This is a genomic window from Streptomyces sp. NBC_01298 (genome assembly GCF_035978755.1).
Classification (GTDB): domain Bacteria; phylum Actinomycetota; class Actinomycetes; order Streptomycetales; family Streptomycetaceae; genus Streptomyces.
The window spans coordinates 3,253,058-3,275,555 of sequence record NZ_CP108414.1 but is presented as its reverse complement, the minus strand read 5'-3'; the positions used below and the strand labels follow the sequence as shown (position 1 = coordinate 3,275,555).

Sequence of the window (22,498 nt, the reverse complement as noted above, 5' to 3'; positions counted from 1 at the left end):
ACGGCCGCCCCCGGATGGGTACTTCCTTCACTCGAAGGTGGTAATCCGGGGGCGTCCGCATGGCGCAATGCAAAAATGTGGCCCACCTCGCTCCCGGCCCCACTTATTCTCCCCATTCGGTACTGGTTTGATTCGTACCTGACTTGCACGGCTCAGGGGGAGGAGAGCGCCATGCGGGTACTTCCGCCGTTGGCGCGCGCCTACGTCGTGTGCGCCGTCCTGGCGGCCTGCGCGTGCGTCGCCCCGGCCGTCACCGGCTCCGCCACCCCGTGGCCCTCCATCGGCCTGCTCTCCGTGCTCTACCTCGGCTGCGAACTCGTCAAGGTGTGCCCGCTCATGGGCCGCCGGGTGCCCGAGGGCCTCGGCTCCTTCTTCCCGGTGGTGCTCGCCGCCGTCTTCCTCCTGCCGCCGGCCGCCGCGGCCCTCGTCGCGCTGCCCGGCGGACTCGCCGGGACCGTGACGGCCCGGCCCGCGGGGGTGCGGCGCGTCTGGCACGGAGCGCAGCAGTCCATAGCCGCCTGGACCGCCGGGCAGGTCTACGGCCTGCTGGGCGGACCCGGGGCGCTGGGCGCGGGCTCCTTCGGCGCAACCGGTCCGCCGGGGCCGGACGGGACCGCGGGAGCGGTCGGAGCGGCGGGAGCGGCCGGAGCGGCCGGACCGGCCGCCTGGGTCGCCGACTTCCCGTACGTGATGCTCCCCGCCGCCGCCGCGGCCGTCGTCTTCTGCCTGGTGCTGACCACCCTCGACGGCTGCATCCTGGCCGCCGCCGAACGCCGCCCCGCCACCACCGCCTGGCGGGGCCTGCTGACCCGGTCCCTCGCCCCGCACTGCGTGCACGGCCTCGCCGGGCTGATGATGGCCGTCATGTGGCGCAGCCCGTACGGGCTCCCGGCCGCACTGCTCGTCCTGCTGCCGATGTACATCTCCTGCTGGGTCTTCGCCCAGTACCACCGCGAGCGCGCCGCCCACCAGGCCACCATCCGGGCGCTGGTCCAGGCCGTCGACATCAAGGACCGCTACACGCGCGGCCACAGCGAGCGGGTCGGGCAGGCCTCGGCGATGATCGCCCGCGAACTGGGCATGGGCGAGGAACGCCTCGAGGTCGTCCGCATCGCCGGGATCCTGCACGACGTGGGCAAGCTCGGCGTCCCGACCCGGCTGCTGCGCAAGGACGGACCGCTGACTCCCGAAGAGCGCAGGATCATCGAACTTCACCCCGAGTACGGACACGAGATGGTGCGCGGCATCGGCTTCCTGGGGGAGGCCCGCGCGGCGATCCTGCACCACCACGAGCGGGTGGACGGCTCCGGCTACCCGTACGGGCTGACCGGGGAACAGATTCCCGTGCTCGCCCGGGTCGTGGCGGTCGCCGACGCCTTCGACGCCATGACCTCGACCCGCTCGTACAGCAGGGCCCGGCCGGTACCGGTCGCCCTCGCCGAGCTGGAGCGGTGTGCGGGGGCCCAGTTCGACCCGGACATGGTGCGGGCGCTGGTCGAGTCGATCGGCCGCCAGGGCTGGCATCCGAAGGTGACCTCGGACGACGACCTCCAGGTGATCCCGGCCGGCACCGGCGAGGCCACCGCGGCCGGAGCGCAGGGGGCCGTACGGGAGCCCGTGCCCGCCGGTGCGGCGCTGACCGGACTGCCCGCCCAGGCCGCCCCGGCCGCGGCCGGGGCCGCGCCCCAGGCCCGCCCGGCCGGGAACCCGCCCCCCGCCGCCGGATTCGGGGACCCCTGCCACTGCGTGCCCGGGCCCGCCGCCGAGCCCGGAGCCGCCGCCCAGGCGGCGTCGGGAACCCCCGGCTCCCCGGCCGCGCCCGCGGCGGGAGCGGACGCGTGAGGGGCTGGGCCGTCGCCGTCGTGCGCGGGGCCGCCGGGGTGCTGACCGTGGCCGCCGTCGGGCACACCGTGTGGAACGGGCTGACCGAGCCGGGCATCGCCCTGGCCTTCGGCGCACTGATCACCATCGGCGAGCTCGCCCGCCGGGACAGCGGCGACGCCGCCCGCCAGCAGCCCGCGCCGCTCGGATCCGCGGGGGCGCTCGGGTACGCCCTGCTCGGGCAGAACGCCGGATCCCCCACCCACCACGGGGTCCTGCAGATCGTCGCCGTGGTGGTCACCGCCGCGCTGCTCGGGATCGTCCCGCACATCGCCCGGGGCCGCGGCCCGGCCCTCGACCACCTGGCCCGCCGCGTCCTCACCGTCACCTTCGCAGCCGTCTGCTTCCAGCCGCTCTACAACTCGGGGCAGCTGGAGCACCGGGTCGGCCAGGGCCCGTACCTCGTGCTCTTCCTGGTCTTCGTCCTCGGGCTCACGGCCCTGTGCGACGCCGTCCTCGGCGCCGTCCTCGCCGGGGCCCGGACCGGCTGGCCGTTCGCCCCGCTGCTGCGCGACGAGCTCCGCGCCCAGCTGGGCATCGGCTCCGCGATCTGCGCCACGGGCGTGGTCATGGCCCTCGGGGTCGCCGTCGCCGGCCTGTGGGCGGTGCCCGTCTTCAGCGTGCCGCTGCTCCTGACCCAGATGTCCTTCCACCGGATCACCGCCATCCGCACCACCTACCGCCAGACCATCACCTCCCTGGCCCGCGCCACCGAGATCGCCGGCTACACCCGGCCGGGCCACTCCCGCCGGGTCGCCGCGCTCAGCGTGGCCGTGGGGCGGGAGCTGGGCCTCTCGGAGCGGGAGATCACGGTGCTGGAGTACGCCGCCCTGATGCACGACATCGGGCAGCTCTCCCTCGTCGACCCGGTCCCGGCCGGGGCCACCGCCGAGCTGCCCGAGGCCGAGGCCCGCCGGATCGCCGGGCTCGGCGGGGAGGTGGCCCGCCAGACGGGGGTCCCGGCCGAGGTCGCGGTGGTGGTGGAGCTGCAGGCGGATCCGTACCGTGACCAGCCCGTCGCCGCCCGGATCGTGCGCGCGGTCAACGCGTACGAGGACCTCAGCAGGCACGTCGGCGGCGCCCGTCACCCGGGCAGCTCACTGGAGGCCCTGGAGCGGCTGCGCCTGGGGACGGGGCACGACTATCAGCCGGAAATCGTGGAATGTCTCGCCAGGGTGCTCGCCCGGGGCGGACGTGCCAGAGTCGTACCCGTCCCACCTGGGTAACCCATGGGTAATGAGCGGCCGTCCGAGTGGGCATGGTTGGATGCCAGTGAGAGTGTTCCCAGGAGAAGTGTTCGCAGCAGGAGTGTCCGGCAGGCGGGAATCGTGAGGATCTTCGGGAAGGTACGGCACCGGCCCTCCGCCTCGTGGCGGCAGGCCACCGACCGCGCGTTCACCCTGATCGGCGACGGTCGGTACGAGGACGCGGGCGCGCTCCTGACCAGGGCGGCGGACCTGGAGCCCTGGCTGTCCGAGTCCTGGTTCAATCTGGCGCTGCTCCACAAGTTCCGCCACGACTGGGAGCAGGCGCGGGCCGCCGGGCTGCGCGCCGTGGCCCTGCTCGACCGGGAGACCGGCGCTCCGGACTGGTGGAACGTCGGCATCGCCGCGACCGCGCTGCAGGACTGGCCGCTGGCCCGGCGAGCCTGGCAGGCGTACGGGCTGAAGGTGCCCGGAGACCCGCACGCCGCGGGCTCCGGCGGCGCTCACGCCAACGGCGAACCGGTCGGCATGGAGCTCGGGAGCGCGGCCGTGCGGCTGTCGCCCGAGGGCGAGGCCGAGGTGGTCTGGGGCCGCCGGCTGGACCCGGCCCGCATGGAGGTCCTGTCGATCCCGCTGCCCTCCTCGGGGCGGCGCTGGGGCGAGGTCGTGCTGCACGACGGGGTCCCGCACGGCGAGCGTGTCACCGCGGCCGGGCCCTCGTACCCCGTCTTCGACGAGATCGAGCTGTGGGCGCCCTCCCCGGTGCCGACCTGGGTGGTGCTCCTGGAGGCGGCCACCGAGGCCGACCGCAACGCCCTGGAGCAGCTGGCCTCCGACGCGGGTTTCGCCGCAGAGGACTGGTCCTCCTCGGTGCGGCTGCTGTGCCGGACCTGCTCGGAGAGCGCGATGCCGAGCGGTGAGGGCGACGGCGAGCACCTGGACCCGCACGACCACAGCGAACCGGGTCACCCCGGCCCGCTGGGCCACCGTACGAACGGGTCCGGATCGCTGTGGGTGCCCGAGCGGGAGTGCGGGATCGCGGCGCCGGCCGGCCTGGTGCGCGGGCTGCTCGACGGCTGGGTCGCGGACAGTCCGGACACCCGGGAGTGGCGGGATCTCGAAGAGGTCTGCTGAGCCGGGGCCGTAGTCTGTACCGGCACATCGGTGACTGGTGGACTTACGGAAGGCGTACGGCGGACATGGCGCAGCAGGAGAACGACGTTGTCGAGAGCGTGAACGACGGGTACGTCGTGGACACCGAGGACTGTGAGGCGCGCGAGCTCGCCCACCGCGAGCGCGGCACCGCCCGCCCCATCACGGTGGTCGGCAACCCGGTCCTGCACCGGGAGTGCAAGGACGTCACCGAGTTCGGCGACGAGCTGGCGCAGCTGATCGACGACATGTTCGCCAGCCAGAAGGCCGCCGAGGGCGTGGGCCTCGCCGCGAACCAGATCGGCGTCGACGCCAAGGTCTTCGTCTACGACTGCCCGGACGACGACGGCAACCGCCACACGGGCGTGGTGATCAACCCCAAGCTCGTCGAGCTGCCCGCCGCCGCCCGGATCCTGGACGACTCGAACGAGGGCTGCCTGTCGGTCCCCACCGCCTACGCCGCGCTGGCCCGCCCGGACTACGCCGAGGTGACCGGCCAGGACGCGCAGGGCAACCCGATCAAGGTGCGCGGCACCGGTTACTTCGCGCGCTGCCTCCAGCACGAGACGGACCACCTGTACGGCTACCTGTACATCGACCGGCTCTCCAAGCGCGACCGCAAGGACGCGCTGCGGCAGATGGAAGAGGGCACCGCGCGCTACGAGACGGTTCCGAACGCGTAGCCCCCGCTCCCGCAGGCGAAAGGCGCCCCGCTCCGGTCAGGAGCGGGGCGCCTCTCACATGGTTGGCGGGCACGAGTCCCAGCCGAAGTCGTCGCCGCGGCGCGTCATGAAGGCCCCCTGTGTAGTCAGAACCTCCAAACCCTAGATGATCAAGGTCGGGGAGTCCTCGCCAGGGGGCTTCAGGCCGCGGCCGGCCCCCGGAACGTGCGGCGGAAGGCGTTCGGGGTGGTGCCCAGCGTCCGCAGGAAGTGGTGGCGCAGAGCGGCCGCCGTGCCGAACCCGCAGCGCCCCGCGATCGCGTCCACCGTCTCGTCGGTGGCCTCCAGCAGCTCCTGCGCCAGCAGGACCCGCTGGCGCAGCACCCACTGGTACGGGGTGGTCCCCGTCTCCTGCAGGAAGCGCCGCGCGAAGGTCCGCGCGGACATGTGGGCCCGCTCCGCGAGCTGCTCGACCGTGATCTCCTCCTCCAGGTGGCGGGCCATCCAGCCGATCACCTCGCCCACCGTGTCGCAGGAGGTGCGGGGCAGCGGGCGCTGGATGTACTGCGCCTGCCCGCCGTCCCGGTGCGGCGGTACGACCATCCGCCGGGCGATGGTGTTGGCCACCTCCGCGCCCTGCTCCTGCCGGACGAGGTGCAGGCACGCGTCGATCCCGGAGGCGGTGCCGGCCGAGGTGATCACCTGGCCCTCGTCCACGTAGAGCACGTCCGGGTCGACCTTGGCCCGCGGGAAGCGGCGGGCCAGGGTCGGGGCGTGCATCCAGTGCGTGGTGCAGCGCCGGTCGTCCAGCAGCCCGGCCGCGCCGAGCATGAAGGCCCCGCTGCACACGCTCAGCACCCGCGCGCCCCGGTCCACGCCCCGCCGCAGGGCCTCCAGGAGCGACTCCGGGTACACGCGGGTGGGGGCCCCGCGGTCGGCGGGCAGGCAGATCAGATCCGCCTCCTCCAGCCGTTCGGGCCCGTGGGGGAGCGTGAGGCTGTAGTGGCCGTCGCCGGCGGTGATCGGGTTCCCCTCCATCGCGCAGAGGGCGAAATCGTAGGTCGGCAGGCCCATGCCGCTGCGGTCGATCCCGAAGACCTCGCAGAAGATGCCCAACTCGAAGGGGGTGACCCCGTTCACCACGGCCACGGCCACGTTGCTGAGGGAGGAAGGCTTCACCATGACCCCAGTGTGCCAGCAAGGGTGGCAGTAATTCGCCCCTTCATGACAGTCCTGCCACTGTCCGGTTTCGGCCGCCCTGGCGAGAGTGGAGTCATGAACACCTTCTTCGACTACCTCGTCGTCCTGACCGTCGCCGTCGTCCTACTGGCCCCCTCCCTGTACTGGGCCGCGCACGAGCGCCGCCTCGACCGGCAGGTCCGGGCGGCCGCCGAGCGCACGGCTGGCCGGGCCGCGGTCATCCGAGCTCCGGACCCCGCGTCAGGGTCACGCTCCAGCCGGGGTGCCGGGCCGTCGGCCTCGTCTTCGTGCGGATCAGCGTCCGCGTCAATGGGGCTGGCACGGCTGATGCGGGCGCGCATAGGACCCAGGTCAGCAGCGCGGTGATGACGGCCGGGATCCCGCCCACACTCAGGCGGCGGTGCACGGCAGCGCCGCCGCCCCGAGGGCCGGGGCCTGCTAGGAGTCACCTTTCGCTCACTTACCGTGCTGGTTCCTGGATAGTCTGCGACGGGGGTGACATTGGTGCGAGCCGCTCAGACGTGCAGGTTCCGGGGAAAGAACAAGGCTCCGAAGTGGAGGAAGCCTGACGGCGGGATCGTGTCGGTGATGGTGCTGCCGCTGGCGGTCACCGACCCAGCCGACCTGGATCGGCTGGAGAAGCTGTTCGGGGCGATGTGGTCGGTCAAGCGGGCCGTCCAGCGGGATGCCCGCGCCAAGGTCGATGCCTACTGGGCCGCCAAGTACGAGCGCGACGAGCACGGGGCGAAGGCGGTCCGGCAGCGCCTCGGCCTGTCCCGTGAGGCATTTGAGCGCTGCGCATACAAGCACCTCGAAGCGTCCGGCCACCTCAAGCACCATGCCTCGAAGGCCCTGGCCATGCACATGGCTGATGAGGTGTGGAACGGCGTGCAGCGGCACCTCTTCCCGGACGCCACCGGCAAGCGGCACGGCCGTCCGAAGACGGGCCGGTGGTACGACTTCACCCGTATCCCCGGCCGGGCCCGCTCCCACACCTCCGAACGCAAGTGGGAGACCTTCCGCCTGGTCGGCTCGCTCCACGGCCACACCATGGCCCACGGGGGCGGGGGCCGGCACACGCTTCAGCAGCCGCGACGGATGCCAGTACCGGCCACGACGCCCGGCGTCATGCCCACCGGCAAGACCACGACCTCGGGGAAGCCGGGTACGCGGAAGGCGACCTGGTGGGATCACACGGCCCGCTCGCCGTGGTGTTCGCGGGCGGCCCCGACTCCGGCAGGGGCGGCCTCGTACTGCCCGTGCGAATCCCGCAGCAGCCCGGCCAGTGGGCACGGGCCGAGCACTTCCTCGCCAGCCCCGGCCGCTGGCACAAGGTCGATCTTGTGCGCCGCCGGAAGGCGTCCGCACCGGGCGGCTGGGTGTACGAGGCGCACCTGATGCTCCTCGGCTCCGGCTACACAGCACCTGCAGTACGAGCCATGCGCGAGCAGGCCGCCGCGCTGGATCGGACCGGCGGGGTGGACGGCAACGTCTCCAACCTCTCCGTCGTCTCCCTGCCCGCAAGCCTCGATCCCGGCAAGGAAGCCCCGGCCTCCACCGAGATCACTCTCAGTCCGGAGGAGCGGGCGCTTCTGGAGCGGGAAGCGGAGAAGCGGCGCGGTCGTGCGCGGGCGCTTGAGCGTTCCCGCCGGGCGGCGAACACCGAGCAGTACGGGCTGTCGAAGAAGCAGGCCCGACGTGCGGAGCAGCGCGAGGCCAAGGGCCTGGAGCCCAAGGCTGTCACCGTGCCCGGCGGTGGCCGCGCCGCACGCTCGGATGGTGTGCCCAAGCAGGCGTTCCGCCAAGACCGGATCTCAGGCGGTTACCGGAAGCTGCGCGCCCACCAGGCCGAAGCCGCCGCCTCCGCCTCCGAACACCGCAGCCACCGCGCCCGCGCCGTTGCTCGCGAGATCATCGCCGTCCACGGCCCCACACTCGTGGTGGAGGACTGCGACATCCGCACCTGGTACCGGCTGTGGGGCAAGCGCCTGTCTCAGACCACACCCGGCCTGCTCGTAGCAGCCCTTGAGCGCGAATGCCAGGCGGCGGGCGGCCGTCTCGTACGGGCCGCCACATGGTCCACCGCGCTGTCTCAGCACTGCCTGTGCGGGGAGCGGGTCAACAAGTCGCTGCGGGACCGGGAACACAAGTGCATCGCGTGCGGCTTGGTCGGCAAGCGCGACATGGTGTCCGCTGCCCTGGCCTCTTTCGTCCGCTTCGCCGACGTGGACGACCCCAAGACCGCGTACCTGGACATCACCGCGTCCCGACACGCGCAGATCATCTTCTCCGAAGGGCTGGAAGAAGCCCTGCGGGAGTCAACCACACCGTGCCAGAACACCCCTCGGGGTGCTGGTCGCGTGGCAGTTCCACGTCAACGTGGAACCTCTGCTCCCCGAACCGCCGGACGGCGGTCCCGAGCAACCCCGGATGAGCCACGCCCCGTGCGTGACCACGCCGGAAAGCCCGGACACCGCCCCGGCTGCAACTCGCAGCTCACCCTCTGGTGACTTACGGATCAAGTCTTAGAAGTCCTCGTCCAGGTCAACAGTGCCCTCCACCGCGACCTGGTAGGCCGACGGGCGGCGCTCGAAGAAGTTCGTCAGCTCCTGGACGCCCTGGAGCTCCATGAAGGAGAACGGGTTCTGCGAGCCGTAGACCGGCGCGAAGCCCAGGCGGACCAGGCGCTGGTCCGCGACGCACTCCAGGTACTCGCGCATCGACTCGGTGTTCATGCCCGGCAGGCCGTCACCGCACAGGTCGCGGCCGAACTGCAGCTCCGCCTCCACGGCCTCCTTCAGCATGTCGACGACCTGCTGCTGGAGCGCGTCGTCGAAGAGCTCCGGCTCCTCCTTGCGGACGGTGTCCACGACCTCGAACGCGAAGTTCATGTGCATGGTCTCGTCGCGGAACACCCAGTTGGTGCCCGTCGCCAGGCCGTGCAGCAGGCCGCGCGAGCGGAACCAGTACACGTACGCGAAGGCGCCGTAGAAGAACAGGCCCTCGATGCACGCCGCGAAGCAGATCAGGTTCAGCAGGAAGCGGCGCCGGTCGGAGGCCGTCTCCAGGCGGTCGATCTTCTCGACCGAGTCCATCCAGCGGAAGCAGAACTGCGCCTTCTCGCGGATCGACGGGATCTCCTCGACCGCGTCGAAGGCGGCCGCGCGGTCGTCCGGGTCGGGCAGGTAGGTGTCGAGCAGCGTCAGATAGAACTGGACGTGCACGGCCTCCTCGAAGAGCTGGCGCGACAGGTACAGGCGCGCCTCCGGGGAGTTGATGTGCTTGTAGAGGGTGAGGACCAGGTTGTTCGAGACGATCGAGTCGCCCGTCGCGAAGAACGCGACCAGCCGGCCGATCATGTGCTGCTCGGACGGGGTCAGCTTCGCGAGGTCCGCGACGTCCGAGTGGAGATCGACCTCCTCGACGGTCCAGGTGTTCTTGATCGCGTCCCGGTAGCGCTCGTAGAAGTCCGGGTAGCGCATGGGGCGGAGGGTCAGTTCGAAGCCCGGGTCGAGCAGGTTCTTGTGGGTGGAGCTCATTACTGGCAGGCCTCGCAGGACTCGGGGTTCTCAAGGGAGCAGGCCAGCGCGTCGGCGTCGACGGCCTGCGGGAGCGGGGTGGCGGCGGCCGGGACCGCGGAGCCGGACGCGGCGCGGGCGATCTTCGTCGCCGGGCGCGAGCGCAGGTAGTACGTGGTCTTCAGCCCCTGCTTCCAGGCGTACGCGTACATCGAGCTGAGCTTGCCGATGGTGGGCGTCTCCAGGAACAGGTTCAGCGACTGCGACTGGTCCAGGAAGGGGGTGCGCGCGGCCGCCATGTCGATCAGGCCGCGCTGCGGGATCTCCCACGCGGTGCGGTACAGGTCGCGCACCTCCGCCGGGATCCAGCCGAAGCCCTGGACCGAGCCGGAGGACTCGCGCAGCGCCTCGCGGGTCTGGGCGTCCCAGACGCCGAGCCGCTTGAGCTCCTGCACCAGGTAGCCGTTGACCTGGAGGAACTCGCCGCTCAGGGTCTCGCGCTTGAAGAGGTTGGAGACCTGCGGCTCGATGCACTCGTACACGCCCGCGATGGAGGCGATGGTCGCCGTCGGGGCGATGGCGAGGAGGAGGGAGTTGCGCATGCCGGTCGCGGCGACCCGGGCGCGCAGCGCGTCCCAGCGCTCCGGCCAGTTCAGTTCGACGTCGTAGTGATCGGGGTGCAGGACGCCGCGGGCCGTGCGGGTCTGCTCCCACGCGGGGAGCGGGCCGCTGCGCTCGGCCAGGTCGCAGGAGGCCTCGTACGCCGCGAGCATGATGCGCTCGGAGAGCTTCGTGGACAGGGCCTTCGCCTCGGCGGAGTCAAAGGGGATCCGCAGCTGGAAGAAGACGTCCTGGAGGCCCATCGCGCCCAGGCCCACCGGGCGCCAGCGGGCGTTGGAACGGCCGGCCTGCTCGGTCGGGTAGAAGTTGATGTCCACGACGCGGTCGAGGAAGGTGACCGCGGTGCGGACGGTCTCGTCCAGGCGCTCCCAGTCGATGTCGCCCGACTCGGCGAGCACGAAGGCGCCGAGGTTGACCGAGCCGAGGTTGCAGACGGCCGTCTCGCCGTCGTTGGTGACCTCGATGATCTCGGTGCACAGGTTCGAGGAGTGGACGACGGTGCCCGGCTCGGCGGTCTGGTTCGCCGTGCGGTTCGAGGCGTCCTTGAAGGTCATCCAGCCCTGGCCGGTCTGCGCGAGGGTGCGCATCATCCGGCCGTACAGGTCGCGGGCGGGCATGGTCTTGCGGGCCAGGCCCGACTCCTCGGCCTTGCGGTAGGCGGCGTCGAACGCGTCGCCCCACAGGTCCACCAGCTCGGGGACGTCGGCCGGGGAGAACAGCGACCAGTCGGCGTCGGCGTTCACGCGGCGCATGAACTCGTCCGGCACCCAGTGCGCCAGGTTCAGGTTGTGCGTGCGGCGCTGGTCCTCGCCGGTGTTGTCGCGGAGCTCCAGGAACTCCTCGATGTCCGCGTGCCAGGTCTCCAGGTAGACCGCGGCGGCGCCCTTGCGGCGGCCGCCCTGGTTCACGGCGGCGACGGAGGCGTCGAGGGTCTTCAGGAACGGCACGATGCCGTTGGAGTGACCGTTCGTGCCGCGGATCAGCGAACCGCGGGCGCGGATGCGGGAGTACGAGAGGCCGATGCCGCCGGCGTGCTTGGACAGGCGCGCGACCTGGTGGTAGCGGTCGTAGATCGAGTCGAGCTCGTCCAGCGGGGAGTCCAGCAGGTAGCAGGAGGACATCTGCGGGTGCCGGGTGCCGGAGTTGAAGAGGGTGGGGGAGGAGGGCAGGTAGTCGAGGCGGCTCATCAGCCGGTAGAGCGAGGCCACTTCCTCGACGGCCTGGACCGAATCGTTCTCGGCGAGGCCACAGGCCACGCGCAGCATGAAGTACTGCGGGGTCTCGATGACCTGGCGGGTGATCGGGTGGCGCAGCAGGTAGCGGCTGTGCAGGGTGCGCAGGCCGAAGAAGCCGAAGCGGTCGTCGGCGCCCTCGGCGAGGGCGTGCCCGACCAGCGCGTCGAGCCGGCCCGCGTGCAGGCGTACGAAGTCGGCGGTGCGGTCGGCGATCAGGCCCTCGCGGTGGCCGACCTCGACGGAGCCGGAGAAGGAGGTGGAGCCCTGGCCGGCGGCCTCATCGCGGACGGCCAGCGTCAGCAGGCGGGCGGCGAGGCGGGAGTACGCCGGGTCCTCGGAGATCAGCCCGGCGGCCGCCTCGGTGGCGAGCGTACGGAGCTCCGCCTCGTCGGCGGCGGCGCTGCGGCCGCGCAGCGCGGCGGCGGCGACCCGGCCGGGGTCGGTGTCGGGCAGGTCGGCGGTCAGCTCGGTGAGCGTGCGCAGGAGCGCGGCCCCCGGACCCTCATGGGCGGACGGGTCGGACGCGGCGCGCGGTGCGGAAGGCGCGATGGTCACGGGGGGAGCTCTCCCTCGCTCGGCTCCGGGAACACCTTTGGTGCGGGGCGCGAGGGGGCGCACGTGGGGGAGCGCGTGCCTGGCAGGGCAGTGCGCGTGCGCCACGTGGCGTCCACCGGCCCAACCGCGAGGCCCGGACGTGTCTGCACCCGGTTCGGTCGAACCGGGAGCACTGTCGACAGGTCCTCGGACTTGCGGATGCGCCGATCGAGTCGGTGCATTTCATACCGTTGCGGGACAGTTCCGGATTCTCACCGGATTCCCCTGCGACGACAGCGAGCATGAGCATACATGTGGGGGCCGGTGCTTGCGTTGGCCCCCACATGTTGTGTCGCTCCTCGGGGGCGGCGCGCCGCTAGAGCTCCAGGCGGTAGGTGAGCAGGGGGAGGCCCGGAACCGGGTACCAGTCCCGCTCGGGGGTCCGTACGAAGCCCAGCCGGTCGTAGATCCGGTGCGCCCCGAGCATCTTCCGCGTGGTGGACAGCACCAGGTGGTCCACGCCCTCCAGCTCCCGGGCGCGGCTCACGCAGGCCCGTACGAGGGCTTCGCCCGCGCCGCGGCCGCGCGCCGCCGGGGAGACGGCCAGCATCCGGAACTCCGCCTCGCCCGGGCCCGCGATATCGCACAGCGGGCTGCCGGGAGGGGCGAAGGTCACACCGCCGAGCAGCGTGCCCTCGTACTCCGCGACGAGGACCTCGCCGTCGGGGGCCCGGCCGGCGACATCGCGCAGCCGGTTCAGGTAGGGGTCGTCCTCGGAGGAGTGCAGCAGTCCGTCGTCGAGGTACGCCCGTGCGGTGATCTCGCCGAGTTCTTCGTATTCGGCGGTCGCCGCCGTCCTGATGATGATGTCCATGGCATCGAGTGTGCGCCAGGGGAAGAGAAGGGGCCGCCGCGTTCCGTCGGGTGGACGGCGGAACGCGGCGGCCCCGTGGGCCCGGCCGTTCAGCGGCATCGGTCGGCCTCCGGGGCCCACCGGTTCAGCAGCAGCGGAACCCTTCGCGCGGGTCGCCCTCGCGGGCGTCCGTACGGGCCCGTTCGAAGGCCCGGCGCGACTGGACCGGCGCGTCCGGGTCGTGCGTACGGGCGTGGGCGACGTAGTGGTCGTAGGCCGCCTCGCCCGAGAACTCCCGTACGAAGAACCGGGCCCGGCCCAGCGCGTGGCGCAGGCGCGTCACGCGACCGGCTCCTTCACGCGGCCTCCGCCCGAGTCGAGGCCGGCCGCGGCGAGCTCGGCCCGCTCCTCGGCGGTGGGGATGAGGCCGGCCGGGGCGACGAGCTTGGACTCGGTCCACGGGACCTCGACCAGGGTGACCGACTCGGGCTTGCGGATGGCCTTGAGGCAGGTCCGGGCCGCGTCGACGAGCACGATGATGATCAGCAGGGCGAAGAACACCGACAGGACGCCGTCCACCGTGGCGTTGGTGACCACGGTGTGCATCTCGTCCATGTTCTTGGCGGGCTTGAGGACCTTGCCCGCGTCGATCCCGTCCTGGTAGAGGTCCCGCTGCGCGAAGAAGCCGATCTTCGGGTTGTCGGAGAAGATCTTCTGGTAGCTGGCGGTGAGCGTGACGGCCAGGTCCCAGGCCAGCGGAACGCCCGTCACCCAGGCCCACTTGAGCCGGCCGGACTTGATCAGCAGGGTGGTGCAGACGGCCAGGGCGACCGCCGCGAGCAGCTGGTTCGCGATGCCGAACAGCGGGAAGAGCTGGTTGATGCCGCCCAGCGGGTCCTTGACGCCGACCCACAGGAAGTAGCCCCAGCCGCCGACGACGACCGCGCTGGCGAACCAGACGCCCGGCTTCCAGCTGACGTCCTTGAAGGACTTGTGCACGTTGCCGAGGGTGTCCTGGAGCATGAAGCGGCCCACGCGGGTGCCCGCGTCGACCGTCGTCAGGATGAACAGGGCCTCGAACATGATCGCGAAGTGGTACCAGAACGCCTTCATGGAGGAGCCGCCGACCACGGCCGAGAAGATCTCCGACATTCCGAGTGCGAAGGTCGGGGCGCCGCCCGTACGGGACAGCAGGCTGGTCTCCTCCACGTCCTTCGCGGCCTGCGCGAGGGCCTCGGGGGAGATGGCGAAGCCGAAGTTCGTGACGGCCTGCGAGGCCGTCTCGACGGTGGCGCCGACGACCCCGCCGGGGGAGTTGATGGCGAAGTACAGGCCGGGATCGATGATGCAGGCCGCGATGATCGCCATGATGGCGACGAAGGACTCGGTCAGCATCGCGCCGTAGCCGATGACCCGGACCTGGGTCTCCTTCTGGATCATCTTCGGGGTGGTGCCCGAGGAGACCAGGGAGTGGAAGCCGGACAGCGCTCCGCAGGCGATGGTGATGAAGACGAACGGGAACATCGAGCCCGCGAAGACCGGCCCGTCGCCGCGCGAGGCGAACTCGGTGACCGCCGGCATCTTCAGCGTCGGCATGGCGATGACCACGCCCACGGCCAGCAGCCCGATGGTGCCCACCTTCATGAAGGTGGAGAGGTAGTCGCGCGGGGCGAGCAGCATCCACACCGGCAGGACGGACGCCACGAAGCCGTAGGCGATCATCCAGATGACCAGCGTCTCCTTCTCCAGGGTGAAGGTGTCCGCCAGCGAGGACTCGGCGACCCAGCCGCCCGCGACGATGGCGAGCAGCAGCAGCGCGACACCGACGACGGAGACCTCGGTGACCTTGCCCGGGCGCAGGACGCGCAGGTAGACGCCCATGAAGAGGGCGATCGGGATGGTCATGCCGATGGAGAAGACGCCCCACGGCGAGTGCGCCAGGGCGTTGACGATGACCAGGGCCAGTACGGCCAGCAGGATGATCATGATGGCGAAGACGCCGATCAGCGCGGCGGCGCCGCCGACCGGGCCGATCTCGTCCCGGGCCATCTGGCCGAGCGAACGGCCGTTGCGCCGGGTGGAGAAGAAGAGCGTGACCATGTCCTGGACGGCGCCCGCGAAGATCACGCCCACGACGATCCAGATGGTGCCGGGCAGGTAGCCCATCTGTGAGGCGAGCACGGGGCCCACGAGCGGTCCGGCGCCGGCGATGGCGGCGAAGTGGTGGCCGAAGAGCACCCGTCGGTCGGTCGGGTGGAAGTCGACACCGTTGTCAAGGCGTTCGGCGGGGGTGGCGCGGGTCTTGTCCACCTTCAGTACGCGGTTCGCGATGAAGCGCGCGTAGAAGCGGTAGCCGATCGCGTACGAGCCCAGCGCGGCGGCGAGCAGCCAGGCGGCCGAGATCTCCTCGCCGCGGGAGAGCGCCAGCACGCCCCAGCCGATGGCTCCCACGAGCCCGACCAGCACCCACACGGCCACGGCCTTGGGGGACATGCCCCCTGATGGAGAAGGCGAGTCCGGCGTGGTGCCCGGACTCGCCGCGTTCCGTACCGCCCCGGCAGCTTCCCGTTCCGGTTCCGTCATGATCCTCGTCCCCTCGTTGATCATCTGCGTGAGCGCAGGGAATCTACGGGGGACCGCCCGCTGGACGTAAGCCCCCGTCCGTATAGCGGAACGAGAGTCAACTACGAATCAGACGGCGGGACGCTGGAGTCGGGCGACGAACTTGTAACGATCGCCGCGGTATACGGAACGCACCCATTCGACGGGCTCCCCGTCGGCGTCCAGGGAATGGCGGGAAAGCATCAGCATCGGCAGGCCGACGTCGGTGCCGAGCAGTCCGGCCTCCCGCGGAGTGGCCAGCGAGGTCTCGATGGTCTCCTCCGCTTCGGCGAGGCGCACGTCGTACACCTCGGCGAGGGCGGTGTAGAGGGAGGTGTACTTGACCAGCGAACGGCGCAGCGCGGGGAAGCGCTTGGCCGACAGGTGCGTGGTCTCGATGGCCATCGGCTCCCCGCTGGCCAGGCGGAGCCGCTCGATGCGCAGGACCCGCCCGCCGGTGGCGATCTTGAGGAGACCGGCGAGGGTGTCGTCGGCCGTCACGTAGCCGATGTCCAGGAGCTGGGAGGTCGGCTCCAGGCCCTGGGCCCTCATGTCCTCCGTGTACGAGGAGAGTTGGAGCGGCTGGGAGACCTTCGGCTTGGCGACGAAGGTTCCTTTGCCCTGGATCCGTTCCAGCCGGCCCTCGACCACGAGCTCCTGGAGAGCCTGTCGGACCGTGGTCCGCGAGGTGTCGAACTCGGCCGCGAGCGTGCGCTCGGGCGGCACCGGTGTGCCAGGTGGAAGGGTTTCGGTCATATCGAGCAAGTGGCGCTTGAGCCGGTAGTACTTGGGCACGCGTGCCGTGCGGGTGGCCGCCCCGCTGTCCGGCTCCGTGATCGCCCCTTCGGTGGCCATCGCCGCCCGCCTTCCCGACTCCAGTTTCGTTGCCGTCACCGGCTCCTCCGATATGTGCGGTCACATCGTGACACGGGAGGGAGGGCGGGCCTCCTCCCTCCCCCAGGTGTCGGTCCGATAACGGACCGATCACCCGCTCATTAGACCCTTGACACCCCTAAAGGTCTAGGCCAAGCTCCAGCTACTGGTCTACACCAATATGGATCGGATCCCGGCCCCACGGGCAGTACTTGGTGCTTTTTGAGTCACCGCGGCGGGCAAGGGAAGTTGCAGGCAGCATCCCTGAGGAGGGTGGCGTGAAGCGCAAGCTCATCGTGGCGGTCAGTGTCGTTGGCATGATGGCCGGAGTCGCGGCGTGCGGTAACGGCGGCGACGACAAGGCCAAGGCCGACTCGGGCCCCAAGGAGATCACCGTCTGGGTCATGGACGGCTCTGCGCCGAAGGCCTGGATCGACGCGGTCAACGCCGAGTTCTCGGCCAAGCACCCCGGCGTCACCGTCAAGGTCGAGACGCAGCAGTGGAAGGGCATCCAGGAGAAGGTCACGACGGCCCTCTCCGAGGACACCCCGCCGGACGTCCTGGAGCTCGGCAACACCCAGACCGCCGGTTACGCGGTCACCGGTGGCCTCGCAGAGCTGACGAAGGACAAGGCGAAGCTCGGCGCGGACGCCTGGGCGAAGGGCATGCTGGCCTCGGCGGAGATCGACGGCAAGCTGTACTCCGCTCCGTGGTACGCGGCCAACCGCGTCGTGGTCTACGACAAGAAGGCCTACGCGAAGGCCGGCGTCACCCCGCCGACCACCCGCGACGAGTGGGTCGCCGGTCTGGAGAAGCTGAAGGCGGCCGACCCGAAGTCGCAGCCGATCTACCTGCCCGGCCAGAGCTGGTACGTCCTCGCGGGCTTCATCTGGGACGAGGGCGGCGACCTCGCCACCAAGGACGGCGCCAAGTGGAAGGGTGGCCTCGCCACCCCCCAGGCCGCTTCCGCGATGGACTTCTACAAGAAGCTCCAGTCCTTCTCCACCGCCCCGAAGGACAAGGACGAGGCGACCCCGCAGCAGTCCACCGACATCGTTCCCAAGGGCGGCGTCTCGTCCTGGATCGGTCTCGGCTGGGAGGCCGGCGGCGCGGAGAAGGCGCTGAAGGACGCGGGCAAGGAAGCCGACTTCGGTTACTTCCCGATCCCGGGCAAGACCGCCGACAAGCCGGGCACCGTGTTCCTCGGTGGCTCGAACCTGGCGATCGCCGAGCGTTCCAAGAACAAGGACCTCGCCAAGGAGTGGCTGGCCCTCGCCGCAGGCAAGGACCAGATGACCAAGTACGCCGCCGAGACCAAGGGCGCGCTGCTCCCGAACCAGGTGGGCGCGAACTTCGCTCCGCCGGCGGGCTCCTTCGCCGAGGCCATGGCCAAGGCCGGCGCCAACGGCAAGATCACCCCGGTGACCCCGGGCTGGGCGAACGTCGAGACCGAGCCCAACCCGATCAAGGACTTCATGACCAAGGTCCTGAACGGCACCGACCCGGCCAAGGCCGGCGCGGACGCCGACACCGAGATCGCGAACCGCATCAACAAGTAGCACGGCCGAAGTACCGCATCACCTGAAGTACGCAGTAACAGCAGTGATCGCACCGGGGGGTGCGGCGGGCGTCCCGAGCGTCCGCCGCGCCCCCGGTCGCGCATTGACAGAAGTAAGCGCCGCCTGCTCCGAGCGGGGAAGCGGGTGCGGGTCGCCACAGTCAACCGCGAGGAAGCCAGACATGACCGTGCACTCCCAGGGAGCGGCGACCTCCGCTCCACAGGACGCACCACAGAAGTCCGCAGGGGTGGCCGAGACGCCGCCGCCCGCCGGTGCCAAGGAAACGTCCACGTCTCCTCGCGGGAGCGGAAAGAGCAGAAAGTCGCTCCCCGCGGGGTGGTGGCCCTACCTCCTGGTCGGGCCGGCCGTGCTCAGCATGGCGGGCCTGCTGCTGTATCCGCTGATCAAGAACATCATCCTGTCGTTCCAGACGGTCGACAAGATCGAGTTCATCCAGCGGAAGGCGCCGTTCGCCGGACTGGACAACTACACCCAGCTGCTGGGCGACTCGCAGTTCTGGACCGTCGTCGTCCGAAGCTTCGCCTTCACCGCGGCCAACGTCGCGCTGATCATGATCATCGGCAGCCTCATAGGCATCCTGCTGAACAAGCTCGGCAAATGGATGCGCCTGGTCCTGTCGATGGCGCTGGTGATGGCCTGGGCCATGCCGATCGTCGCCTCCGTGACCGTCTTCCAGTGGCTGTTCGACGAGCAGTTCGGCGTCATGAACTGGCTGATGCGCACGCTCGGCTTCTCCGGGTACGACCAGCACAACTGGTTCGGCACCGGCTTCTCCACCCTCGTGATCGTGACGGTCCTGGTGGTCTGGGGCTCGATCCCCTTCGTCGCCCTCAACATGTACGCCGGTCTGACCACGGTCAGCGGCGAACTGTACGAGGCCGCCCGCATGGACGGCGCCAACGGCTGGCAGACCTTCTGGAAGGTCGTCTTCCCGAACCTGAAGTCGTTCTTCCTCGTCACCACGTTCCTCGAGGTGATCTGGGTCTTCAAGGCCTTCACCCAGGTGTACGCGATGAAGGCCGGCGGTCCCGACCGCGGCTCCGAGATCCTGCCCGTCTTCGCCTACGTGGAGGGCCAGAGCCAGTTCCACTACGGCCTGGCCGCGGCGATCTCCGTCCTGACCATCCTGATGCTCGTGATCGTCATGTCCTTCTACTTCCGTCTGATCCTGAAGCAGGAGGAGGAGCAGTGACCACGACCACCGCCCCGAAGCCCGCGACCACCGCGCCGTCCGCGAAGCCCGCCCAGGTGCGCAACCGCCGGCCGGTCCGCCCCGGCGCCGTCGCCAAGAACCTCGGCGCCCTGCTCCTGGCCGTCGTCTTCATCTTCCCCGTCTACTGGATGTTCTCCTCGGCGCTCAAGCCGTCCAGCGAGATCCTCTCCAAGGACCCCGTCTTCGTCTTCACCCCGACGCTGGACAACTTCACCAAGGCCACCGGCGTCGACCTGTTCTGGACCTACGTCACGAACAGCCTGATCGTCACCGTCGGCGCCGTCGCGCTGGCCCTGCTCGTCGCCCTCGCCGCGAGCTTCGCCATCGCCCGGATGAAGTTCAAGGGCCGCAAGGGCCTCGTGCTCGCCGTGATGCTGGCCCAGATGGCGCCCTGGGAGGTCATGGTCATCGCGATGTACATGATCGTCCGCGACGCCGAGATGCTGAACAACCTCGGCGTGCTGACCGCGATCTACTTCGTGATGGTCCTCCCCTTCACCATCTGGACCCTGCGCGGCTTCATCGCCGCGGTCCCGGTGACCCTGGAGGAAGCCGCCCAGATCGACGGCTGCACCCGCGGCCAGGCCTTCCGCAAGGTGATCTTCCCGCTGCTGGCCCCCGGCCTGATGTCCACCTCGCTCTTCGGCTTCATCACGGCCTGGAACGAGTTCGCGATGGTCCTGATCCTGCACAAGGACAAGACCGCGCAGACCCTGCCGCTGTGGCTCACCCAGTTCCAGACGGCCTTCGGCAACGACTGGGGCGCCACCATGGCCGCTTCCTCGCTCTTCGCGGTCCCGGTGCTGCTCATCTTCGTCTTCCTCCAGCGCAAGGCCGTCGGCGGCATGACCGCCGGCGCCGTGAAGGGATAACGGCCCATGACTGTCCTTGCGCACCGCACAGACACTCTGACCCGGGACGCCCTCGCGGTCCTCCAGCCCGGCTTCGAGGGCACCACCGCCCCCGCCTGGCTGCTGCGCCAGGTCGCCGAGGGCCTCACCGCCGTCGGCCTCTTCGGCCGCAACATCACCTCGCCCGAGCAACTCGCCGCGCTGACCGCGCAGCTGCGTACCGAGCGGGACGACGTCCTCGTCGCCATCGACGAGGAGGGCGGCGACGTCACCCGCCTGGAGGTCCGGGGCGGCTCGTCCTTCCCCGGCAACCTGGCCCTCGGCGCCGTGGACGACGTGGACCTGACCCGCGACGTCGCCCGCGAGCTGGGCCGCCGGCTCGCCGAGTGCGGGGTCAACCTCAACTGGGCCCCGTCCGCCGACGTCAACTCCAACCCGGACAACCCGGTCATCGGCGTACGGTCCTTCGGCGCCGACACCCACCTCACCGCCCGGCACACCGCCGCGTACGTCGAAGGCCTCCAGGCCGCCGGCGTCGCCGCCTGCACCAAGCACTTCCCGGGCCACGGCGACACCAACGTCGACTCGCACCACGCGCTGCCGCGCATCGACGTGGACCTCGACACCCTGGCCGCGCGGGAACTCGTACCCTTCCGGGCGGCCATCGAGGCCGGCACCAAGGCCGTCATGAGCGCCCACATCCTGGTGCCCGCCCTGGACCCGACCCGCCCGGCCACCCTCAGCCCGCAGATCCTGACCGGTCTGCTGCGCAAGGAGCTCGGCTACGAGGGCCTCATCGTCACCGACGGCATGGAGATGCACGCCATCGCCGGGACGTACGGGATCGAGCGCGGCTCGGTGCTGGCCATCGCGGCCGGCGCCGACGCCATCTGCGTCGGCGGCGGGCTGGCCGACGAGGGCACGGTCCTGCGCCTGCGCGACGCGCTGGTCGCGGCCGTCCGCGACGGATCGCTCCCCGAGGAGCGCCTCGCCGAGGCCGCCGCCCGGGTCCGCTCACTGGCCGAGTGGACCCGCCAGGTCCGCCTGGGCGCGCGGCCGGAGGGGAGCAGCGCGCCCGGCATCGGACTGGCGGCGGCCCGCCGCGCGGTGGTCGTGACGGGTTCACCCAAGGCGGCCGCCCCGGTGAACGCCCCGTACATCGCCACGCTCAGCCCGGTGGCGAACATCGCCGTCGGCGACGAGACCCCGTGGGGGGTGGCGGGGGAGGTGTCCGCGCTGATCCCGGGCACCGAGGCGGGCGTGTACCCGCAGGGTTCGACCGCGGCCGAGGTCCTGGCCGCGGCGGGGAACCGCACCGTCGTCGCGGTGGTCCGCGACGCGCACCGGCACCCCTGGATGACCGAGGCCCTGGACGCGCTCGTCGCGGCGCGGCCGGAGACGATCGTGGTCGAGATGGGCCTGCCGCGGGCCGAGCCGCGGGGTGCGCTGCACATTGCGACGCACGGGGCGGCCCGGGTCTGCGGCAGGGCTGCCGCCGAGATCATCGCGGGGGTGTAGCGGCCCCTGCGGGTCGGCTGCCGGGGCTCCGCCCCGGACCCCGCGCCTCAAACGCCGGCGGGGCTGGATTTTCCAGCCCCGCCGGCGTTTTGCGTACCGCTACGCGAAGAAGGGCCGGGCCCCCCGCGGGGAACCCGGCCCTTCTTCGCGTAGCGGTACCGCTTACAGACCCTGCCAGGCGGGCTTGTTGGCGAAGGCGTGGCGGAAGTAGTCCGCCAGCTTCAGCTTGGAGGCGGCGGCCTCGTCCACGATCACCGTGGCGTGGCGGTGCAGCTGGAGCGCCGAGGCCGGCACGAGGGCGGACAGCGGGCCCTCGACGGTCTGCGCGACGGCCTCCGCCTTGCCCTCACCGGTGGCCAGCAGGACCAGGTGGCGGGCGTCGAGGATGGTGCCGATGCCCTGGGTGATGACGTGGTGGGGCACCTGGTCTATGTCGTTGTCGAAGAAGCGCGCGTTGTCCACGCGGGTCTGCTCCGTCAGCGTCTTGATGCGGGTGCGCGAGGCGAGCGAGGAGCAGGGCTCGTTGAAGCCGATGTGCCCGTCCGTGCCGATGCCGAGGAGCTGGAGGTCCACGCCGCCGGCGGCGGCGAGCGCGCGGTCGTAGGCGTCGCAGGCGCCGACGATGTCCTCGGCCGAGCCGTCCGGGCCCATGAAGGAGGCCTCGGACAGGCCGAGCGGCTCCACGACCTCGCGCAGGACGACGGCGCGGTAGGACTCCGGGTGTCCGGCCGGCAGGCCGACGTACTCGTCGAGCTGGCAGACGCGGGCCTTGGAGGCGTCGACCAGTCCGGCCTTCACCTTGGCGGCGAGCGCCTCGTAGATGGGCAGCGGGGTAGAGCCGGTCGCCACGCCGAGCAGGGCGTCGGGCTTGCGGCGGACCAGGGCGGCCATGGCCTCCGCGATGAGCTCGCCGCCTGCCTTGGCGTCCGGGACGATGACAACTTCCACGCGGGGCCTGCCGATCTGGAGTGTGACGTTGTGGTATAGACCAATCTAGCAGAG

Annotated in this window: 18 protein-coding genes and 1 riboswitch; of the genes, 10 read left to right on the top strand and 8 right to left on the bottom strand. The window is 70.9% G+C overall.

The features are described 5' to 3' along the window. Window positions 1-171: 171 nt before the first annotated feature. The 4 genes from OG730_RS14505 (at window position 172) to def (ending at window position 4,921) form a co-directional block, all read left to right on the top strand. Window positions 172-1,842 carry an HD-GYP domain-containing protein gene (locus OG730_RS14505; RefSeq protein WP_327304634.1) on the top strand — a complete coding sequence of 557 codons (1,671 nt, stop codon included), beginning with the start codon at window positions 172-174 and terminating at the stop codon, window positions 1,840-1,842. Then, window positions 1,839-3,107 carry an HD-GYP domain-containing protein gene (locus tag OG730_RS14500; RefSeq protein ID WP_327304633.1) on the top strand — a complete coding sequence of 423 codons (1,269 nt, stop codon included), beginning with the start codon at window positions 1,839-1,841 and terminating at the stop codon, window positions 3,105-3,107. Before OG730_RS14505 ends, OG730_RS14500 begins: the two co-directional genes overlap by 4 nt. Window positions 3,108-3,209: 102 nt before the next feature. Further along, window positions 3,210-4,220 carry a tetratricopeptide repeat protein gene (locus OG730_RS14495; protein ID WP_327304632.1) on the top strand — a complete coding sequence of 337 codons (1,011 nt, stop codon included), beginning with the start codon at window positions 3,210-3,212 and terminating at the stop codon, window positions 4,218-4,220. A 65-nt stretch (window positions 4,221-4,285) separates the two neighbouring features. After that, window positions 4,286-4,921, top strand: a complete 636-nt coding sequence (gene def, locus OG730_RS14490; protein ID WP_327304631.1) for a peptide deformylase — start codon at window positions 4,286-4,288, stop codon at window positions 4,919-4,921. 179 nt (window positions 4,922-5,100) lie between these two features. On the opposite strand, the gene OG730_RS14485 is transcribed toward def, so the two are convergent. Beyond that, window positions 5,101-6,081, bottom strand: coding sequence for a helix-turn-helix domain-containing protein (locus tag OG730_RS14485; RefSeq protein WP_327304630.1), 981 nt, complete (start codon window positions 6,079-6,081; stop codon window positions 5,101-5,103). A gap of 93 nt (window positions 6,082-6,174) precedes the next feature. On the opposite strand from OG730_RS14485, the gene OG730_RS14480 reads away from it, so the two are divergent. Further along, on the top strand, window positions 6,175-6,465 hold the full coding sequence (locus OG730_RS14480) for a hypothetical protein (protein WP_327304629.1): 291 nt from the start codon (window positions 6,175-6,177) through the stop codon (window positions 6,463-6,465). A gap of 893 nt (window positions 6,466-7,358) precedes the next feature. Further along, on the top strand, window positions 7,359-8,609 hold the full coding sequence (locus OG730_RS14475) for a hypothetical protein (RefSeq protein ID WP_327304628.1): 1,251 nt from the start codon (window positions 7,359-7,361) through the stop codon (window positions 8,607-8,609). A 15-nt stretch (window positions 8,610-8,624) separates the two neighbouring features. Here OG730_RS14475 and OG730_RS14470 read toward each other — a convergent pair whose 3' ends face one another. The 6 genes from OG730_RS14470 to OG730_RS14445 all read right to left on the bottom strand — a co-directional run bounded on the left by OG730_RS14470 (window position 8,625) and on the right by OG730_RS14445 (window position 16,316). After that, window positions 8,625-9,638: a ribonucleotide-diphosphate reductase subunit beta gene (locus OG730_RS14470; protein ID WP_327304627.1), complete on the bottom strand. Its 1,014-nt coding sequence runs from the start codon at window positions 9,636-9,638 to the stop codon at window positions 8,625-8,627. Next, window positions 9,638-12,028, bottom strand: a complete 2,391-nt coding sequence (locus OG730_RS14465; RefSeq protein WP_327304626.1) for a ribonucleoside-diphosphate reductase subunit alpha — start codon at window positions 12,026-12,028, stop codon at window positions 9,638-9,640. Before OG730_RS14465 ends, OG730_RS14470 begins: the two co-directional genes overlap by 1 nt. Before the next feature lie 160 nt (window positions 12,029-12,188). Next, a riboswitch (cobalamin riboswitch) is annotated at window positions 12,189-12,317 on the bottom strand. A 66-nt stretch (window positions 12,318-12,383) separates the two neighbouring features. After that, window positions 12,384-12,881, bottom strand: a complete 498-nt coding sequence (locus tag OG730_RS14460) for a GNAT family N-acetyltransferase (RefSeq protein ID WP_327304625.1) — start codon at window positions 12,879-12,881, stop codon at window positions 12,384-12,386. Window positions 12,882-13,005: 124 nt separating this feature from the next. Further along, window positions 13,006-13,203 (bottom strand): CstA-like transporter-associated (seleno)protein, encoded by a 198-nt coding sequence (locus OG730_RS14455; RefSeq protein WP_327304624.1) that lies wholly within the window; start codon window positions 13,201-13,203, stop codon window positions 13,006-13,008. Continuing rightward, the gene (locus tag OG730_RS14450) at window positions 13,200-15,353 is read right to left on the bottom strand and encodes a carbon starvation CstA family protein (RefSeq protein WP_327304623.1); all 2,154 of its coding nucleotides are present in this window, start codon (window positions 15,351-15,353) and stop codon (window positions 13,200-13,202) included. Before OG730_RS14450 ends, OG730_RS14455 begins: the two co-directional genes overlap by 4 nt. A gap of 198 nt (window positions 15,354-15,551) precedes the next feature. After that, the gene (locus OG730_RS14445; protein ID WP_250750353.1) at window positions 15,552-16,316 is read right to left on the bottom strand and encodes a GntR family transcriptional regulator; all 765 of its coding nucleotides are present in this window, start codon (window positions 16,314-16,316) and stop codon (window positions 15,552-15,554) included. A 296-nt stretch (window positions 16,317-16,612) separates the two neighbouring features. Here OG730_RS14445 and OG730_RS14440 point away from each other — a divergent pair, with 296 nt between their 5' ends. From OG730_RS14440 to OG730_RS14425, 4 genes are all read left to right on the top strand, one after another. Beyond that, the gene (locus OG730_RS14440) at window positions 16,613-17,893 is read left to right on the top strand and encodes an extracellular solute-binding protein (protein ID WP_327304622.1); all 1,281 of its coding nucleotides are present in this window, start codon (window positions 16,613-16,615) and stop codon (window positions 17,891-17,893) included. Between the two features lie 181 nt (window positions 17,894-18,074). Further along, window positions 18,075-19,106 carry a carbohydrate ABC transporter permease gene (locus tag OG730_RS14435; protein ID WP_327304621.1) on the top strand — a complete coding sequence of 344 codons (1,032 nt, stop codon included), beginning with the start codon at window positions 18,075-18,077 and terminating at the stop codon, window positions 19,104-19,106. A gap of 56 nt (window positions 19,107-19,162) precedes the next feature. Then, window positions 19,163-19,999 carry a carbohydrate ABC transporter permease gene (locus OG730_RS14430; RefSeq protein ID WP_327309264.1) on the top strand — a complete coding sequence of 279 codons (837 nt, stop codon included), beginning with the start codon at window positions 19,163-19,165 and terminating at the stop codon, window positions 19,997-19,999. Window positions 20,000-20,005: 6 nt separating this feature from the next. Continuing rightward, on the top strand, window positions 20,006-21,496 hold the full coding sequence (locus OG730_RS14425; RefSeq protein ID WP_327304620.1) for a glycoside hydrolase family 3 protein: 1,491 nt from the start codon (window positions 20,006-20,008) through the stop codon (window positions 21,494-21,496). 162 nt (window positions 21,497-21,658) lie between these two features. On the opposite strand, the gene nagB is transcribed toward OG730_RS14425, so the two are convergent. Next, on the bottom strand, window positions 21,659-22,444 hold the full coding sequence (gene nagB, locus OG730_RS14420; RefSeq protein WP_327304619.1) for a glucosamine-6-phosphate deaminase: 786 nt from the start codon (window positions 22,442-22,444) through the stop codon (window positions 21,659-21,661). Window positions 22,445-22,498: the final 54 nt, after the last annotated feature.

Coding starts and splice junctions, on each gene's coding strand:
- OG730_RS14470 (WP_327304627.1), bottom strand. CDS start 9,638: ATGAGCTCCACCCACAAGAACCTGCTCGACCCGGGCTTCGAACTGACC.
- def (WP_327304631.1), top strand. CDS start 4,286: ATGGCGCAGCAGGAGAACGACGTTGTCGAGAGCGTGAACGACGGGTAC.
- OG730_RS14435 (WP_327304621.1), top strand. CDS start 18,075: ATGACCGTGCACTCCCAGGGAGCGGCGACCTCCGCTCCACAGGACGCA.
- OG730_RS14460 (WP_327304625.1), bottom strand. CDS start 12,881: ATGGACATCATCATCAGGACGGCGGCGACCGCCGAATACGAAGAACTC.
- OG730_RS14425 (WP_327304620.1), top strand. CDS start 20,006: ATGACTGTCCTTGCGCACCGCACAGACACTCTGACCCGGGACGCCCTC.
- OG730_RS14485 (WP_327304630.1), bottom strand. CDS start 6,081: ATGGTGAAGCCTTCCTCCCTCAGCAACGTGGCCGTGGCCGTGGTGAAC.
- OG730_RS14505 (WP_327304634.1), top strand. CDS start 172: ATGCGGGTACTTCCGCCGTTGGCGCGCGCCTACGTCGTGTGCGCCGTC.
- OG730_RS14445 (WP_250750353.1), bottom strand. CDS start 16,316: ATGGCCACCGAAGGGGCGATCACGGAGCCGGACAGCGGGGCGGCCACC.
- OG730_RS14480 (WP_327304629.1), top strand. CDS start 6,175: ATGAACACCTTCTTCGACTACCTCGTCGTCCTGACCGTCGCCGTCGTC.
- OG730_RS14450 (WP_327304623.1), bottom strand. CDS start 15,353: ATGTCCCCCAAGGCCGTGGCCGTGTGGGTGCTGGTCGGGCTCGTGGGA.